Genomic DNA, 15,807 nt, shown 5'->3' with positions numbered 1-15,807 from the left:
TGCTGCATAAATGCTTACGGGGGATATATATTGCAATCCTTTTGCGGGCGGAATGATAAAACAGATTACCCAAAATGCCGGGAAGAAAACAGGAGAGGATATATGAAATATTTAGTGATTGGTGCAGGTGGAACGGGCGGATGCATCGGCGCCTATATGACCGAAGCGGGAAAGGATGTAACATTGATTGCGCGCGGCGCGCATCTGGAAGCGATGCAGAAAAACGGAATTCAGATGGAGACGACCAGAAAAGGAAATTATACAGTCAGTCCGGTGAAAGCGGCGGATATGGAGCATTACAATGAGCAGCCGGATGTGATATTTGTCTGTGTGAAGGGCTATTCTCTGGAAGAAACGGTGCCCTTCATTCAAAAAGTGGCAAAACCGGAAACGGTGGTAATTCCGATACTGAATATATACGGAACGGGTGGACGCCTGCAGGAAAAGCTGCCGCAGCTTCTTGTAACAGACGGCTGTATTTATATTGCGGCGGAGATTAAACGACCGGGCTGTCTCTGGCAGAACGGAAATATTTTCCGGGTAGTTTTTGGTGTGCGCGAGCCGTCACAGTATCGTCCGGTGCTTGAAGATGTGAAAAAAGACCTGGAGGATTCCGGCATTGAGGCGGTGCTGTCTGATAATATCCGGCGGGATGCCCTTCAGAAATTTTCTTATGTATCCCCGGCAGCGGCATGTGGACAGTATTACGATGCAAAGGCGGGAGAAATGCAGAAGGAAGGGGAAATCCGCGATACCTTTGCGGCTTTGATACGGGAGATTGATGCGCTGGCGACAGCAATGGGAATCCCCTTTCATGTGGATATTGTAAAAACAAATCTTGACATTCTGGACAGTCTGACGCCGGAAGCGTCTACCTCCATGCAGCGGGATATCCGGCAGGGAAAGTCTTCTGAGATTGACGGACTGGTATATGAAGTGGTGCGTATGGGACAAAAGTGGGGAGTTCCCATGCCGGTCTATGAGAAGATTGCCGATGCATTGCGGGAACGCAACATACTGTAATATGGAACATGAAAGAGAATATGAGAGGGAACGGTAATGAAATTTGATGTAAAAGAAGATGGAAAGAGAATTGTCGTAATCTGCCTGATGTCTTTGCTGATGGCAGTGAATATTAAATCCTTTGTACGTACCGGGGGACTTTATCCGGGCGGAGCGACCGGGCTTACGATTCTTCTGCAGCGGATAGCACAGATGCTCTGGAATGTGGAGCTTCCGTATACCCTGGTGAACGTGCTGCTGAATGCCCTTCCGGTGTACATAGGCTTCCGCTATATCGGAAAAAAATTTACGCTGTATTCCTGCCTGATGATTTTTCTTACCGGTATTTTCACGGACCTGGTACCGGGCTATAAAATCACATATGATTTGCTGCTGATCAGTATTTTCGGCGGCATGATAAATGGTTTTGTTATCAGCGTATGTTTCTCGATGAATGCGACGACGGGCGGAACGGATTTTATTGCCATCTTCCTGTCAGAGAAAAAAGGAATGGAATCCTTTAATCTTGTGCTTGGACTGAACATTGTGATTCTTTCTGCGGCGGGGCTGCTGTTTGGATGGGACAAGGCGCTGTATTCTATCATTTTCCAGTATACGTCCACGCAGGTTCTGCATAGCATGTATAAGAAATACCAGAGACAGACCCTGTTTGTCGTTACCAATAAGCCGCAGGAAATCAGCGACGCGATTGCGCAGGTGAGCCATCACGGTGCGACGATTCTGGAGGGCGAAGGCTCTTATGGGCACTGCGAGCGCAACGTGGTTTACTCCGTTGTTTCCTGCGCGGAAACCAAGAAAGTAATGAATGCGGTCAAGGAAGCCGACCCGCACGCATTTGTCAATTCTATCCGCACGGAGCAGCTTTCCGGAAGATTTTACCAGAAACCGGCAGAATAACCGGCTTTAATCCGTTTTTAATCTTTCTTCAAAGAATGATTAAGAAAACACTGGTAAAGTAGTTACCATCAACAGGAAAATCATTCGGAAAGGGAAGGTAAGAATATGGAACAACTGGAAAAAGTGGAAAAATTAAGGGCGCGCGCAAATGTCACTTATGAAGAGGCGAAGGAAGCGCTGGAGGCGAGCAACTGGGATCTTCTGGATGCGATGGTTTATCTGGAAAAATCCGGAAAGACCCAGGGTCCGTCCAGGGAAACATACTCCACCAGCTATGAGGAGCAGACACAATATGTGTCAGTGAAGGACAAGGTAAAGGAGCAGAAGGAAGCCGATGACAATATATTCCGCAAGCTTGGGCGTCTGGTCGGGATTGTGATTCGCAAATGTCTGGACAACTCCCTCTGTGTGAAACGGAAGGAGAAAGAAATTCTCCGTGTGCCGATTGTTCTGGTAGTGATTGCGCTGGTGCTGATGTGGCAGATTCTTGTTCCGGCGCTTATCATCGGGCTGTTTCTGGGGTGTCAGTATTCCTTCGAGGGGAAGGATAACCTCAACGAAGCAAATAAGGTGATGGAGCAGGCAAGCAAGATGGCGGATAAGGCGAAGGATGAATTTAAAAAACTGTAATGAAAAAAGGGGATATTATGGGAGCACATATTCTGGTGGTTGAGGATGAAGAAAAGCTGGCGCGGTTTGTAGAGCTGGAGCTGGTGCATGAGGGCTATACTGTCAGCAAGGCTGTGAATGGAAGAGAGGCGCTGGAAATTGCGCTGTCCGGTGATTTCGCTCTGATTCTGCTGGATATCATGCTTCCGGGGCTGAATGGTCTGGAGGTTTTGCGGAGGCTGCAGCAGGAGAAACCGACGCCGGTCATCCTGCTGACAGCGCGGGATGCCGTGATGGACAAGGTGGCGGGACTGGATGCCGGAGCTGTTGATTATATTACAAAACCGTTTGCAATAGAGGAACTGCTTGCGCGCATCCGTGTGGCGCTGAAGCTGCACGGAGACACCCGGCGGTCTGCGCGGCGTCCGGAGGAAGAAGAAACGGGCGTGTACAGATGGGGCAGGCTGCAGCTTTCCGAAAAACGTCACCAGGTCACATATGACGGGACAGAAATTATCCTGACAAACCGGGAATTCCAGATGCTGAAAACACTTCTGGAAAACCAGGATATTGTACTTACACGGGAAGTCTTGCTGAACAGGGTATGCGGCTATGATTATGTGGGAGAAACAAATGTGGTGGATGTTTATATCCGTTTTCTGCGTGCCAAAATAGACGAGGCTTTTCAGATTAAAATGATTCAGACTGTGCGCGGCGTAGGATATGTGATAAAATCGGAAGCGCCGGATGCATGCGGAGGATGAAGGACGCGGGTAAGATGCAGAAAAATTCGAAACATAAACAAAAAGAGGCGAAACACGGGCGGAAAGAGGCAGGACGGGCAGAGAAGACAAAAAGTAACACGGAAACGAAGCGGATGACTTCCATTGCAAGAAAAATTCACATGTCATGGATTGGAAAGAAGCTCGGTCTGTATGCCGGAATGGACCTGCTTCTTTTTGTGTTGCTTTTTGTGGGATGGATAATTGACCGGGAGCTGGTGCGGTTTGGAGAGCTTCGGCTGGATTATATGAGGACGCTGGCAGAAACACAGTATCTGCAGAATGTGACATATGTGGTGACAGATGAAAGCGGAAGGGTTCTGCTAAGGCTTGCTTTGTATCCGGCATTGCAGGTGATTGGTACGGTGGTGCTGGTTCTTCTGTTCTTCCAGGTAATGGGAATGATTTTTTCTTACGGCAGCGAGAGCCGGAAAATCCGCCGGATTCTTGCACCGATTGATGAAATTGCCCTGAAAGCGGACGAATTGAGCAAAATGACGTTTACGGAAGAAAAATATCAGCAGATTGAAGAGGCGGTTTCAAGTCTGCAGCCGGAAGATGCAGAGCTGATTTCTTTTGGAGACGCTGATCTGCAGGGAATAGAGGCGGCGATGAACAACCTTCTCATCAGGATGCGCGATTCCTACCGGCAGCAGGCAAGGTTTGTAAACGATGCGTCTCATGAGCTGCGCACACCGATTGCAGTGATTCAGGGATACGCGAATATGCTGGCGCGGTGGGGCAGGGAGGATGAAAAAGTGCTGGATGAATCGATTACGGCTATCAGCCACGAATCGGAGCACATGCAGCATCTGGTTGAGCAGCTTCTGTTCCTGGCGCGGGGCGACAGCGGCAGGCACAAGCTTACTATGGAAAATGTGTCTCTTAATGATATGATGCGGGAAGTTTATGAGGAATCACTGATGATTGATGAGAATCACAGGTACCGCTGCCGGATGGAAGACGGAGAAATCATCATCCGGGCGGATGCGGCGATGCTGAAGCAGGCAGTGCGGATTCTGGTGGATAACGCTGCAAAATATACGGAAAACGGGGAAGAAATTCTGCTTGGCACCGGCTATACCGGGGACGGACATGTATATCTGCTGGTGCAGGATGCGGGGATTGGCATGGCGGAAAAGGACATTGCCCAGATGTTCGAGCGCTTCTACAGAGCGGACGATGCGAGGCGTTTCCAGGGAACCGGTCTGGGACTTTCCATTGCGAAATGGATTATTGATAAGCATCATGGACATTTTGAGGTGCTGTCAAGGACGCAGCTTGGAACAAGGATACGTGTGATTCTCTGATATTTGACAGTTACTGTTATATAGTGCTAGAATGATATGGAATTAGGCGGACATCCTGTCACAAAAAGTTAATGTGATGTCTGACCGGGAATAAACGGAGGAGAAAATTATGTTAAATCAGCTTGCGATTTTTGCAGAAAATAAGAAAGGGACGATGCAGAAAATTACCGGGATACTTGCCGAAAATGATATTAATATTCTTGGTTCTGTCACAAACGACAGTGCAGAGTATGGCATTATTCGAATGCTGGTATCCAAACCGGAAGAGGCAATGAAAGCTTTGTGTGAAGCCGGATATCTTTGCAAGTTAACAGATGTTCTGGGCATAGAGGTGGCGGATGAGGTTGGTAATCTGAATCGTCTGCTGCTGGCGCTGGATGAGAGCAACATCAGCGTAGATTATCTGTACCTGTCCTTTGACCGGGAAAAGGGAAGTCCAATTATGGTACTTCATGTAAATGATACCGCAGAAGTGGAAGAGTGTCTGAAATACAAAGGATTTCACGTATTGTAAGAGTGCTTGAAATATAAGGGAATTCACGTATGGTAAGAGTGTCTGAAATATAAGGGAATTCACGTATTGTATGTGATATGCGGCGGGCTGCGGAAACTGTTCCTGCCAGATTAGAAAAAGATTTATAAAAATTCTCTGGCGGCTGTAAATTTGTGCTTGACTCTCACGTGACGTGATGGATTATTCTGATGATGTCGGGGACAGGAGGAACAGTAAATGAGAACGGTAAAAGAGGTATCTGCGCTGACCGGTATCAGCGTGCGCACGCTTCACTGGTATGATGAAATCGGGTTGCTGAAGCCATAGGCAATCAGTGATGCCGGCTACAGGCTTTATGACGATAAAGCGCTGGAAAGACTGCAGCAAATTCTGTTTTTCCGGGAATTTGATTTGCCTCTCCGGGAAATTAAGTCCATTATGGAAAATCCTGCTCTTGACAGAAATCAGATCTTGCTGGGACAGCGAAAAATGCTGGAACAGAAAAAAGAGCGCCTGGAGCGTCTGATTTTTACAATAGACGATATTTTGAAAGGAGAGAACAGGATGGATTTTGCAGTATTTAACCAGGAGGACATAGAGCAGCTTTATCGGGCTGTTATGGGAAATCTATCGGATGAGCAGAAAAAACAGTTTATGGGAAACTACATTGCGGCAAACGGCGGCGCAACATCTAAAATGAGTGATGCGAAAATGATGGGGAAGGATGCGGCAGAGCAGGAAGCAGAATTTCACAAAATGTTTGTGAAAAATGCGTCCGGAGAACAGGCTCAGAAAAATTTCCAGAAGCTGGTGGAGTGGTATGGAAGTAAGGAGCAGGTACTGGAAGGAGCGCAGCCGACAAACCCGGATATCTTTGCGGCATATCAGAAGCGCCTGGACGCGGTGATGAAGAAGCTTGCGGATAAGCGGGGAGAGGAACCTTCCGGCTTTCCGGTTAAAGAAATCATTGGAGAATATGATTTCGTTTCCAGACAACTGTACCAGATAAAAGACGCAGAGGCAATCGTGAAGGATTTGGCAGCGCTTTATCAGACAAATGAACAGGCGAGGACGGCGCTGGACAAACAATATGGCGCTGGAACCGCGGATTTTTTTGCGGCGGCTGTCGGAGAATTTTATAAAAAGATGTAACTATGGAAAAAGCTGCTGGCAGTAATTTTGTCGCGGAAAGTATAGCCGGACAAAATTACTGCCATTATTAGAATGTGATATCCGTGCAGTGCCTGGGTGCGGATGCCGTACGGTATCCTGGTGGCGTACATGGAAATTCAGGATAGATGCCATTGTATCCGGAAACGGGTTCAGAAAATAAAACAGTCGTCTTCCCGGTAAGGCTGTTCTGGCGGATTTCCCTCTGCGCGGTAAATATTATGGTTACTCAAATCATAAAGGACAGACCATACGGTATCTCTGCCGGATTTCCGGTCATACTGGCAGAGAAATCCCTTTTTCCCGGATAACAGGTCCATACCATCCCGGAGAGTGAAGTTGTCCGCATTATGTGACAAAGTACGGGTAAGGGTCTGATAGCGCAACTCTGCTTTCCAGTCGTCCGGAAAAGAAATTGGAGAATTCATCCCGGCGCCGTTGTAACTGCCTGGCGCGGATGTACCGGAACGGGTAGCCGGTGGAAATATACCGGACTGCACACCGGGAAATGGTGCATCATATTGCAGGTCTGACGACAATGTACTGGAATAGGTAGCCGACGGAAATATATCAGACGGCGTCCGCAGTACATCAGCATGAAAACAATTTGTGGCGCATACATAAGGAGCGTCAGCGGATGAGCGCGTGATAACAATCTGCCGGGCATCACATTCTGCTAATGCGATATTGCCGGAGATATCCGCGAAAATAATGGTCTGCGCAGAGCTGACAGGAAGGCGCTTCAGCTCTTCCAGTGCATGTTCTGTGCAGGTGCATTTTTCCAGAAAGTATCTCAGCAGCATTCCGGCATTCAATCCCGGTTTTATCATACGGGGGAAAACAGAAGTCAGTCCGACTGCAAGTCCTTTTTCGTTGATGCCATCTTCCATCTGAACAAAGGCGGTAGTATTTCCTGTAAAGGCATATGAACCTGTCTCAAAATCATATATGACATTTCGGTTTGTCTCTTCAAGCATTGTAAGAAAATCACTGTTTCTTCCCAAAAGAATCTGTCTTTTGGCAGATACCGCAAAACAGGAACAATGACATGCCGGCGGTAAGGCGTACATACTGAATAAAAAGGCATGTATTTTGGATGCCGCGCAGCTCTGCCCATCGGCAATGCCCTGGATTTCTTCCAGAATTTCCGGAAAATACTGCTTATAAAGAGGCAGACACTTTTCGGAAAAGCCTGTGCGCTCCCCGTCAAGTGGAAAAGGGATGTTTTCTAAAATAAAATTGCTGTTTGCAGCCAGCAGGGAACCCCATTGAAAACCAATATCGTAGTGATTCCACGAAAATATGTGATGATACATAAAAATTGCTCTCCTTTTTTTCCGCGAGCAACGAGTCAGGTGTCGTGCTTGCAGCGGGGTTTTGATTGATGCTGGAGAGCTGCCGGCAACTCTGAGAAAAGAGTAAAAGAATAAAAAATTTTTGTCAAGTCTTCTTTTGTATCATTTTTCACCGTTTTAACAGTTAAGTGCAAAGACCTGAACGGAGTGTCAGATTTTGTGGTATAATTTGAAAAAACAGGACACACAGATGACAGGTTTGGGGTGTTATACTGGCAGGGAACAGGAGATAGAGATGAAGATTGACCGGTTAATTGGAATTTTATCTATTTTGTTACAAAAAGAATCTGTGACGGCACCGGAACTCGCGGAACAGTTTGAGGTATCCAGAAGAACAATCAGCCGGGATATCGACAGTCTGTGCAGGGCAGGGATTCCGATTGTGACAAAGCAGGGAATAAATGGCGGGATTTCCATTATGGAAAATTACAGGGTGGACCGTGCGCTTCTGACAAGTGCAGAGATGCGGGATATTCTGGCGGGACTTCGCAGTCTGGACAGTATTCATGGAACGAATCATTACAAAAGGCTGATGGATAAGCTGTCCGCGGGAGCTTCGGATTTTATGACGGGAAATCAGTCGATACTGATTAATCTTTCATCCTGGTATAAGGTTTCTCTTGCGCCGAAGATTGAGCAGATACGCAACGCCATAGATTGCTGCCTGGAAATAGAATTTAAGTATTATTCCTCCGGAGGGGAGAGCAGGAGGCGAATTGAGCCGTATTATCTGATTTTCCAATGGTCGAGCTGGTATGTGTGGGGATGGTGCGGGCAACGCAGAGATTACAGATTGTTTAAGTTGAACCGGATGGAAGAGCTGCAGGTGACAGAAAATACATTTGAAAAAAGGTCGGTGCCTGTGCCGGATTTGCGGAATGAGCGCATTTTTCCGGGCGGGATACGTGTGAAAGCTCTGTTTGCGCCGGAGTGCAAATGGCGTCTGGTGGAAGAGTTTGGCACGGATTGCTTCACGGTGCAGCAGGATGGAAGACTGCTTTTTAAGGCGGATTACACGGATGCGGAAAATCTCATCACATGGCTTTTGTCTTTTCGGGATAAGGCAGTGCTGCTGGAGCCGCAGGAGCTGCGGACACAACTGTGTGAAGCGCTGGAGAAGACACTAAAAGCATATGAGCTTACCGATGCAGGCGGAGACACTAAAAGCATATGAGCTTACCGATGCAGGCGGAGACACTAAAAGCATATGAGATTACTGATGCAGGCGGGGACACTAAAAGCATATGAGATTATCGATGCAGGCGTGGACACAAAAATAATATGAGACTGCTGATGCGGGAGGGAAAATGCCCGGAAGCAGGAAGGGAGAACATTATGAGATATGAATGGATGGACACTTATTTGTTGCAGAAGCGTGGCGTTACAAAAGATTTGCAGGAGACATGGAACTGGATACGTTATCATGTCGGCGGAAAGATGTTTGCGGCAATCTGCCTGGGCGCAGATGGAAAGCCTTATTATATCAATCTGAAACTGGAGCCTGCGGAGGGAGAATTTTTCAGAACACAGTATGAGGATATTATACCTGGGTATTATTCTGATAAGCTGCATTGGAACTCCATAAAGCCGGATGGTGAAGTACCGGATGAGCTGCTGAAGGGGATGCTGGATAAGTCCTACCGGCTGGTGCTTTCCGGTTTCAGTAAAAAGAAACAGAGGGAAATTCTCGGACTGAGCTGCTGTGGGACAGAATGTGCCGCCTGCGGATACTATGGAACGATGTGTCAGGGCTGCAATGAGCTGCAGGGCAGGGTGTTTCATGCGCCGGAAGGAAAGCCGTGTCCCATTTATGCGTGTGCCGTCCGGAAGAAGAGAATGGTGAATTGTGCAGAATGTGATATTCTTCCGTGCAGCATATGGCAGGAAACGAAGGATCCGCAGCTTTCAGAGAATGCATTTCAGAAAAGCATAGAAAATCGCATAAATAATCTGAGGAGTGACAAAAAACATGGCATTTGATTACAAGAAAGAGTATATGTGGAAATACCGGAAATGAACTATATTGCAGTGCGGGGAAGCGGGAATCCCAATGTGCCGGATGGTGCGTATAAGGAATCGATAGGGCTGCTGTACGGAGTTGCGTTTACTATTAAAATGAGTTATAAGGGCACACATAAAATAGCAGGATATTTTCCTTATGTGGTGCCGCCTCTGGAGGGACTGTGGTGGCAGCCTGGGCATTCGGGACTTGACTACAGTCAGAAAGAGACTTTTGAATGGATTTCCATGATTCGTTTGCCGGAGTTTGTATCAAAAGAGGAATTTGACTGGGCAATCCGGGAGGCGACTGCAAAAAAACAGCAGGATTTTTCCAAAGTACAATTTTTCACATATAAAGAGGGGCTTTGTGTGCAATGTATGCATATCGGAGGATATGATGATGAGCCGGCAACGATCGGGCGGATGGAGGATTTTATCTGTGAAAAAGGATATGTAACAGATATATCATCATCCCGGTTTCATCATGAAATTTATCTGAGTGACCCAAGGAGGACTGCAAAAGAAAAGCTGCGTACGGTGATACGGCATCCTGTTAAGAAGATAATGTAAGGCTTGCTGTAATTAGGGAAGAAACAGGAGATGGATGCTTAAATGGCGGATATCGTACAAATAAGAAGTGATTTTTAACAGTGCCTATGATAAAATGTATCACAAAGAAAAAAGGCATTGGAACGGGTCCGAGGGCAGAAAAATGTGCGAAGGAGGGGAAACATGAAATTCAGGGGAAAAGTAGCGGTATGGTTCGGGCGGTTTTCGGAGAAAGCAAGCGGAGAAGAAGTCTGAAATACAGACCTCAGGAAAGTTGATAAATAAAGGAAAACAGGGAGAAAATTGACGTGTCGGATTTATACGAAAGACCAGATATCTATGACCTTCTGGAAAATGAGAACAGGCATGGGGCAATTAAGCGGCACTGGGAAAAGGTTTTTGATGGAAAAAAGATACATACGATGCTGGATGTCAGCATTGGAACGGGCAATCTGACGCTTCCGGCGGCAGAGCTTGGCATCCGGCTTTCCGGCTCAGATCTGAGCAGTGCAATGTTAAAAAAATGTGAAGAAAAGGCGTGTGAGAGAAATCTGGAAATTGATCTGAGGGTAAGTGATTTCCGGAAGCTGGATCAGCATTTTCATGAAGCATATGATTGTGTGGCAAGCACTGGGAATTCCATTCCATATGTGACAAATGAAGAAGCGGAAATGGTGCTTGAACAAATGGATGCCCTGGTAAAAAGGCATGGATACCTTTATTTTGATATGCGCAACTGGGATAAGATTTTGGAAGAGCGGAAGCGTTTTTATCTCTATGATCCGGTGTTTGACGGCGATATCAGAATTAATTTTCTGCAGGTGTGGGATTACAATATGGATCAGTCCATGACATTTCATCTGCTTTATTTGTTTGAAAAGAACCGGCAGATATTTCAGAAAGAGCATTTTGAGGAACACTATTTCCCGATAAAAAGATCACGTTTGCTGGAAAAACTGCAATCTATGGGATATCGGAAAATGGAGGTTATGTGTCATCCGGCGTTTCTTGAAAATGTTGATCCGGATGTGGCAGACTGGTATTGTTTGATTGCCCAAAAAGAATAAACGTGGTTGTGGATAACCTTTTTTCCCAAATTGTTCAAAGATAAAAAGGTTACTGTGAACGGAGTGAACAGTTATACACAGTGTTCACGCTCACGGGATAATGTAGAAAAAATCCTTGCCGTACAGAACCTTTCTATGTATAATAATATCTGGAGAAACACCAGAACAGGAGGAACGGCGATGCGCTGTTGGACTGCGAAAACCAGACATTCCGGCGTAAATTACATAGGGATTGTTCTCCTGCTGCTTATACTTGAACTGGCTGCTGTTTCCGGAAAAATCCGGATGGCTGATTATCTGCCGCGCGAATTATTTGTAACCACCAGGATATTCTCAACACGCTTCAGATTTTATCCGGAGACAAGGAGGGATATCTATGGGAATGCACATAGTAGCAGGACTGATGTTTGTCATAGTGATTGCTGTTGTGGCATGGATCTGGTGGTTTGAAAGAAAAAGTCAGTAAAACGGTTTGGGGAAATCCTTGAAATGCGGCAGCCTGCCTGAAAAATGCGGGCTGCCGTTTTTGTTGCCATGCATACGATAAAAACGTCCAGTGGACATTTTTTAGTGGCCATGTATCTGAAGGGGCTGCCGGTGGAAGGTCCCGTAGGTGATGTCTGCCGGATTAGTTGTTATACATTTCCGTGGAGAACCGTACCCGTATGCGGCGTCATGTTTATGGCTACGGAACCGGCCCTCAGACTGGAATCCACCAGTCTGTAATGCTTCAAAGTGCGGTAAAGCTTTTCTGCATTTACGGGGTCCATGTCACATAATGGCAGACGGCAATGTCCGACCTCATAGCCCATAACCCGCATCGCCTGTTTTACGGGAATGGGATTGACGTCCAGAAACAGTGCTTCAATCAGATTCAGATATTTAAGCTGCAGACTGTCGCTTCTTTCGGAATTTCCGTCAAAGTAGGATTGACAGATATCGTGTGTTTCCTTTGGACAGATATTCGCCAAAACGGATATCACACCCTTTCCGCCAAGCGCCAGGGCAGAAGTAATCTGGTCGTCATTGCCGGAATAAATGGTTAAATCATCCTTGCAGAGTGCTGCAATTTTTGCGATCTGGGAAAAATTTCCGCTTGCTTCTTTGCAGGCTACGATGTTGTCTATCGCGCTCAGACGCTTGTAGGTGGCGGGATAGATGTTTACACCGGTCCGGGAAGGAACGTTGTATAAAATAACCGGCAGACTGGTGGCTTCGGCGCATGCCTTAAAATGGAGGTAAAGCCCCTCCTGCGACGCTTTGTTGTAGTATGGCGTCACATGGAGCAGCCCGTCTGCGCCTGCACGCTCACATTCTCTGGAAAGCCGGACTGCGTGAGCGGTATTATTGCTTCCGGCTCCGGCGATAACCGGAATTTGACCGTTGATTTCTTTTACCGCATATCTCACAAGCTCTATGTGCTCTTCATCGGTAAGTGTAGAACCCTCGCCGGTAGTTCCGGCGATGATAACCGCGTCGGCATGGTTGCTGACCTGCATATTCAATAATTCCCGGAACATCGGATAATTGATGCTCCCATCCTCGTGCATGGGTGTAATCATGGCGGTACCGACGCCCTTAAAAATAACCTTTTTCATAAAAATCCTTTCTGCAGATATGTCTGCTTTTTTATGTGACATCCGCCGTAAGGGGCGGAAGAAGTTCTTAGCCTCAAATTGTATTAGTTGCGTATATGGTAAATCTGTCGTGAGCCGCGGCAGAAGTTATTGCCCGGAAACTGCCTTAGCTGCTTATATAGTAAATCTGTCGTGAGCCGCGGCAGAAGCTATTGCCTGGAAACTGCTTTCGCTGCGTATATAGTAAATCCGTCGTGAGCCGCGGCAGAAGCTGTTGCCCGGAAACTGTTTTCGCTGCTTATATAGTAAATTCATCGCGAGCCGCGGAAGAAGTTATTGCCCGGAAACTGCCTTAGCTGCTTATACAGCAAATCATCCATCCATCGGACGGGTCGTCCGGGGTATTCATACGGATATCCAGACTGTATATGGTGCCGTCAATCTGATATTTCAGCGGATTTTTCCGGCTTATTTTCCGGTATTTTTTCCCGTGCTCCCGGCAATAATGGCGGATGCTTTCGTATACCTCCGGCTCGGAGGGCTTTGTATTTTTGTAAATGATAATCTTCCTTTTAAAGCCCGGATGGACATCCGGAACAGTTGTATCCATACTTCTGATACCTCCTCCTTAATTGTTGTGACGAATTATAGCATACTTATTTTAAAGAGTGCGTTAATGAAGTGCCGGCGTGCATTCAGATATCGTTAAGATTTGAAAAGCAAAGATGTGAAGAGCGGAAGAGAACAAAGGCAGAGATTCCGGTCTTTTTCTATTGCTTATTGAGTTGTAAATAAAAATCGGTTAAAATGTAACACAGAAGGCAGGTGAACGGATATTGTCTAAAATATTTTTATGGACAATATAGAACAGCTGGCTGTAAAATGATTGTTTGATTTGACAGGAAAAACCGGACTGGAGGTATTGGCATGATTACTATTTTCAAGAGCAAAAGGGATATACCTCAGGATAAAGAGTATATAGAATTAAATGATATATTTTTCAACCAGAATACAGCAGGAAAACTGGATGAGAGAGCGGCACAGTTTATTGAGAAGATAGATGATTCGAAGCTTCTTGGTAAATATAAAATCCGTTCAAGATTTGATGATTATGAAAAGTTAAAGGAATGGTGGGAAAATGAAGAGTAGACCGGTTGTTATGGAGCACTTTTCCACAGTGCATACCTCTTTTGTGGTAAATTTTACATTTACCAATAATATAACGCTTTTGATGGGAGATTCCGGGACGGGGAAGACTGCGGCGTTTTCTTTTATAAAAGAATGTATGGCAATAAATCCGGAAATTCTCTGTCTGGATTATTTTGATTATCAGAAAAATATAAAGGAGATACTGTGAAAGAAAGTAGAGGACAGCCGATAAATGGCGCACTTTAATAAGCTGTCTTATGGCAGCAATTGAAAAAATGTATTGAGATAAAGTGTTAAGAAGCTAATTGCGATTCGGAAATTATCCCTTCGCTGATAAGTAGTTTCTTAGCCTGTTTGATAGCCTTTTCCTTCTGTTTTTCTTTTAGAGGTTCAGGCATATCAACCTTGTATAGGTCGGTCGGGTTCCACGCTTCACCAGTAGACAGCATCTGGTAGACAGCAGTGAGAATCATCCGGGCGATAGCAATGATGGCACGTTTTTTACCACGGCGCTTCCTGATGCGTTCATACTTCTGTTTGTAATAAGGAGATTTATCAGATTTCACGGCTGCATGGGCAACTTGTACCAATGCAGGTTTGAGGTAGACACCGGCACGTGTTATTCTGACAGACTTCTTCTTACCAGCAGATTCATTGCTTCCGGGAGTTAATCCCGCCCAGCAGCATAAGCGTTTGGAACTGGAAAACGGAGCCATATCGGTACCAGTCTCGGAGATAACAGTGACTGCACTGTTACGGTCAACACCCGGAATGGTACACAGTAACTGGACAGCATTTTCATACGGTGTAACCAAAGAATCAAGCATAGTGTCTATATCATTTATCGTGGATGTGATATAATCCAGATGTGCGCGGACGAGGCGCATGCGGTATTTTTGGGAGTCAGTCATCTGGTACCCTTCGATGGATTCAATGACACTGTCAGACTTCTTCTTTAGGGAACGGAGGAGTCTGGAGGCGATTTCTTCGTGGTTGATGGAATTGTCGGATTGCCCGATCAGGTAATCAATAACAGATGCAGCTGATTTCCCAAAGATATCGGAAACAACCGAATCTAATGCGACATTGCAGACAGTAAGCGCATTCTGGTATCTGTTCTTTTCGCTGGTACGGCAGGAAGTCAGTTTGTAACGGTATCTTGTAAATTCACGCAGGATACGGATTGGTTTACAGGGGATATAGCTTCCCGGAACCAGGCCTAACCGGAATAAATCCCCAATCCACCTGGAATCTTTTGTATCATCCTTATTGCCTTTGACTGCTTTTACCCATTTGGGATTGGCAATGGTGACATTGATTTCGTCCTCTAAAAGGTTGAATACAGGAACCCAGTATTTACCGGTAGATTCCATGCAGACATCCCGGCACTGGTTTTTCATAAGCCAGTCTTTGAATTGCAGGATAGAATTGTTGAAGGTAGAGAAACGCTTCTTTTGATAAGAAGGTTCTATACCGGAAGAGGTTTTGATGATTGTGGCAACGAGAAAAGATTTGTGAACATCGACGCCACAGCAGGTTTGGTAAACAACTTTCATGGTCAGAACTCCTTTCAGAATGAGATAAAGAAGCCATTGACTGTTCCACCACACATTTAACAGAGAAGTTAAAACAATTCTTACTGTACGGTCTGACAGAGCCACTTATTTGTGCTTGAAAGATGAAACTTACACTGATTTTTATGCTGTCTAAAACGGAAGAAAGCCTTTACAACTTACCTCCCCGTGCTTTGTAGTATAGCTTCTTTAACAATTATTTTATCAGCAACGTGGGGAATTGGAAGACTTTCATTACTATTTGTGCCGCC

16 protein-coding genes and 2 pseudogenes are annotated in these 15,807 nt (G+C 45.9%); 14 read left to right on the top strand and 4 right to left on the bottom strand.

Annotated elements, in window-relative coordinates; translation table 11 throughout:
* Nucleotides 1–102: 102 nt before the first annotated feature.
* From NQ534_RS03335 to NQ534_RS03305, 8 genes and pseudogenes are all read left to right on the top strand, one after another.
* Nucleotides 103–1,023, top strand: coding sequence for a ketopantoate reductase family protein (locus NQ534_RS03335; RefSeq protein WP_006862142.1), 921 nt, complete (start codon nt 103–105; stop codon nt 1,021–1,023).
* A 36-nt stretch (nt 1,024–1,059) separates the two neighbouring features.
* Nucleotides 1,060–1,920, top strand: a complete 861-nt coding sequence (locus NQ534_RS03330) for a YitT family protein (RefSeq protein ID WP_006862141.1) — start codon at nt 1,060–1,062, stop codon at nt 1,918–1,920.
* Between the two features lie 105 nt (nt 1,921–2,025).
* Entirely contained in the window at nt 2,026–2,550 is a 525-nt protein-coding gene (locus NQ534_RS03325; RefSeq protein ID WP_006862140.1) for a UBA domain-containing protein, read from the top strand.
* Between the two features lie 17 nt (nt 2,551–2,567).
* A complete protein-coding gene (locus NQ534_RS03320; protein ID WP_040783450.1) occupies nt 2,568–3,293 on the top strand; it encodes a response regulator transcription factor in 726 nt (241 codons plus the stop codon).
* A 14-nt stretch (nt 3,294–3,307) separates the two neighbouring features.
* Nucleotides 3,308–4,621, top strand: a complete 1,314-nt coding sequence (locus tag NQ534_RS03315) for a sensor histidine kinase (protein WP_143115777.1) — start codon at nt 3,308–3,310, stop codon at nt 4,619–4,621.
* Nucleotides 4,622–4,730: 109 nt separating this feature from the next.
* Nucleotides 4,731–5,135, top strand: coding sequence for an ACT domain-containing protein (locus NQ534_RS03310; RefSeq protein WP_006862137.1), 405 nt, complete (start codon nt 4,731–4,733; stop codon nt 5,133–5,135).
* Nucleotides 5,136–5,351: 216 nt separating this feature from the next.
* Nucleotides 5,352–5,594, top strand: a pseudogene (locus NQ534_RS21955) (MerR family transcriptional regulator); the annotation flags it as partial.
* A gap of 9 nt (nt 5,595–5,603) precedes the next feature.
* The gene (locus tag NQ534_RS03305) at nt 5,604–6,266 is read left to right on the top strand and encodes a TipAS antibiotic-recognition domain-containing protein (RefSeq protein WP_322790984.1); all 663 of its coding nucleotides are present in this window, start codon (nt 5,604–5,606) and stop codon (nt 6,264–6,266) included.
* 170 nt (nt 6,267–6,436) lie between these two features.
* Here NQ534_RS03305 and NQ534_RS03300 read toward each other — a convergent pair whose 3' ends face one another.
* Nucleotides 6,437–7,600, bottom strand: a complete 1,164-nt coding sequence (locus NQ534_RS03300; RefSeq protein WP_006862133.1) for an acyl-CoA--6-aminopenicillanic acid acyltransferase — start codon at nt 7,598–7,600, stop codon at nt 6,437–6,439.
* A gap of 274 nt (nt 7,601–7,874) precedes the next feature.
* On the opposite strand from NQ534_RS03300, the gene NQ534_RS03295 reads away from it, so the two are divergent.
* The 4 genes and pseudogenes from NQ534_RS03295 (at nt 7,875) to NQ534_RS03280 (ending at nt 11,256) form a co-directional block, all read left to right on the top strand.
* A complete protein-coding gene (locus NQ534_RS03295) occupies nt 7,875–8,813 on the top strand; it encodes a helix-turn-helix transcriptional regulator (protein WP_040783391.1) in 939 nt (312 codons plus the stop codon).
* 161 nt (nt 8,814–8,974) lie between these two features.
* Nucleotides 8,975–9,619, top strand: coding sequence for an MmcQ/YjbR family DNA-binding protein (locus NQ534_RS21495; RefSeq protein WP_081455604.1), 645 nt, complete (start codon nt 8,975–8,977; stop codon nt 9,617–9,619).
* Nucleotides 9,609–10,210, top strand: a pseudogene (locus tag NQ534_RS03285) (GyrI-like domain-containing protein). Before NQ534_RS21495 ends, NQ534_RS03285 begins: the two are co-directional and overlap by 11 nt.
* 287 nt (nt 10,211–10,497) lie before the next feature.
* Nucleotides 10,498–11,256, top strand: a complete 759-nt coding sequence (locus tag NQ534_RS03280) for a class I SAM-dependent methyltransferase (protein WP_006862128.1) — start codon at nt 10,498–10,500, stop codon at nt 11,254–11,256.
* Between the two features lie 635 nt (nt 11,257–11,891).
* Here the strand turns inward: NQ534_RS03280 and dapA are convergent.
* Both dapA and NQ534_RS03270 read right to left on the bottom strand, forming a co-directional pair.
* On the bottom strand, nt 11,892–12,854 hold the full coding sequence (dapA, locus tag NQ534_RS03275; protein WP_040783443.1) for a 4-hydroxy-tetrahydrodipicolinate synthase: 963 nt from the start codon (nt 12,852–12,854) through the stop codon (nt 11,892–11,894).
* Nucleotides 12,855–13,185: 331 nt separating this feature from the next.
* Entirely contained in the window at nt 13,186–13,443 is a 258-nt protein-coding gene (locus tag NQ534_RS03270) for a hypothetical protein (protein WP_006862123.1), read from the bottom strand.
* Between the two features lie 317 nt (nt 13,444–13,760).
* On the opposite strand from NQ534_RS03270, the gene NQ534_RS03265 reads away from it, so the two are divergent.
* Both NQ534_RS03265 and NQ534_RS03260 read left to right on the top strand, forming a co-directional pair.
* Nucleotides 13,761–13,982 (top strand): hypothetical protein, encoded by a 222-nt coding sequence (locus tag NQ534_RS03265; RefSeq protein WP_006862122.1) that lies wholly within the window; start codon nt 13,761–13,763, stop codon nt 13,980–13,982.
* Entirely contained in the window at nt 13,972–14,190 is a 219-nt protein-coding gene (locus tag NQ534_RS03260; RefSeq protein WP_006862121.1) for a hypothetical protein, read from the top strand. The genes NQ534_RS03265 and NQ534_RS03260 overlap by 11 nt, the downstream gene beginning before the upstream one ends.
* Before the next feature lie 85 nt (nt 14,191–14,275).
* On the opposite strand, the gene NQ534_RS03255 is transcribed toward NQ534_RS03260, so the two are convergent.
* On the bottom strand, nt 14,276–15,538 hold the full coding sequence (locus tag NQ534_RS03255) for an IS110 family RNA-guided transposase (RefSeq protein WP_260043174.1): 1,263 nt from the start codon (nt 15,536–15,538) through the stop codon (nt 14,276–14,278).
* Between the last annotated feature and the right edge of the window lie 269 nt (nt 15,539–15,807).

It is taken from the genome of Marvinbryantia formatexigens DSM 14469 (assembly GCF_025148285.1).
Lineage (GTDB): Bacteria > Bacillota > Clostridia > Lachnospirales > Lachnospiraceae > Marvinbryantia > Marvinbryantia formatexigens.
This window is presented reverse-complemented; position numbering and strand designations above follow the sequence as displayed.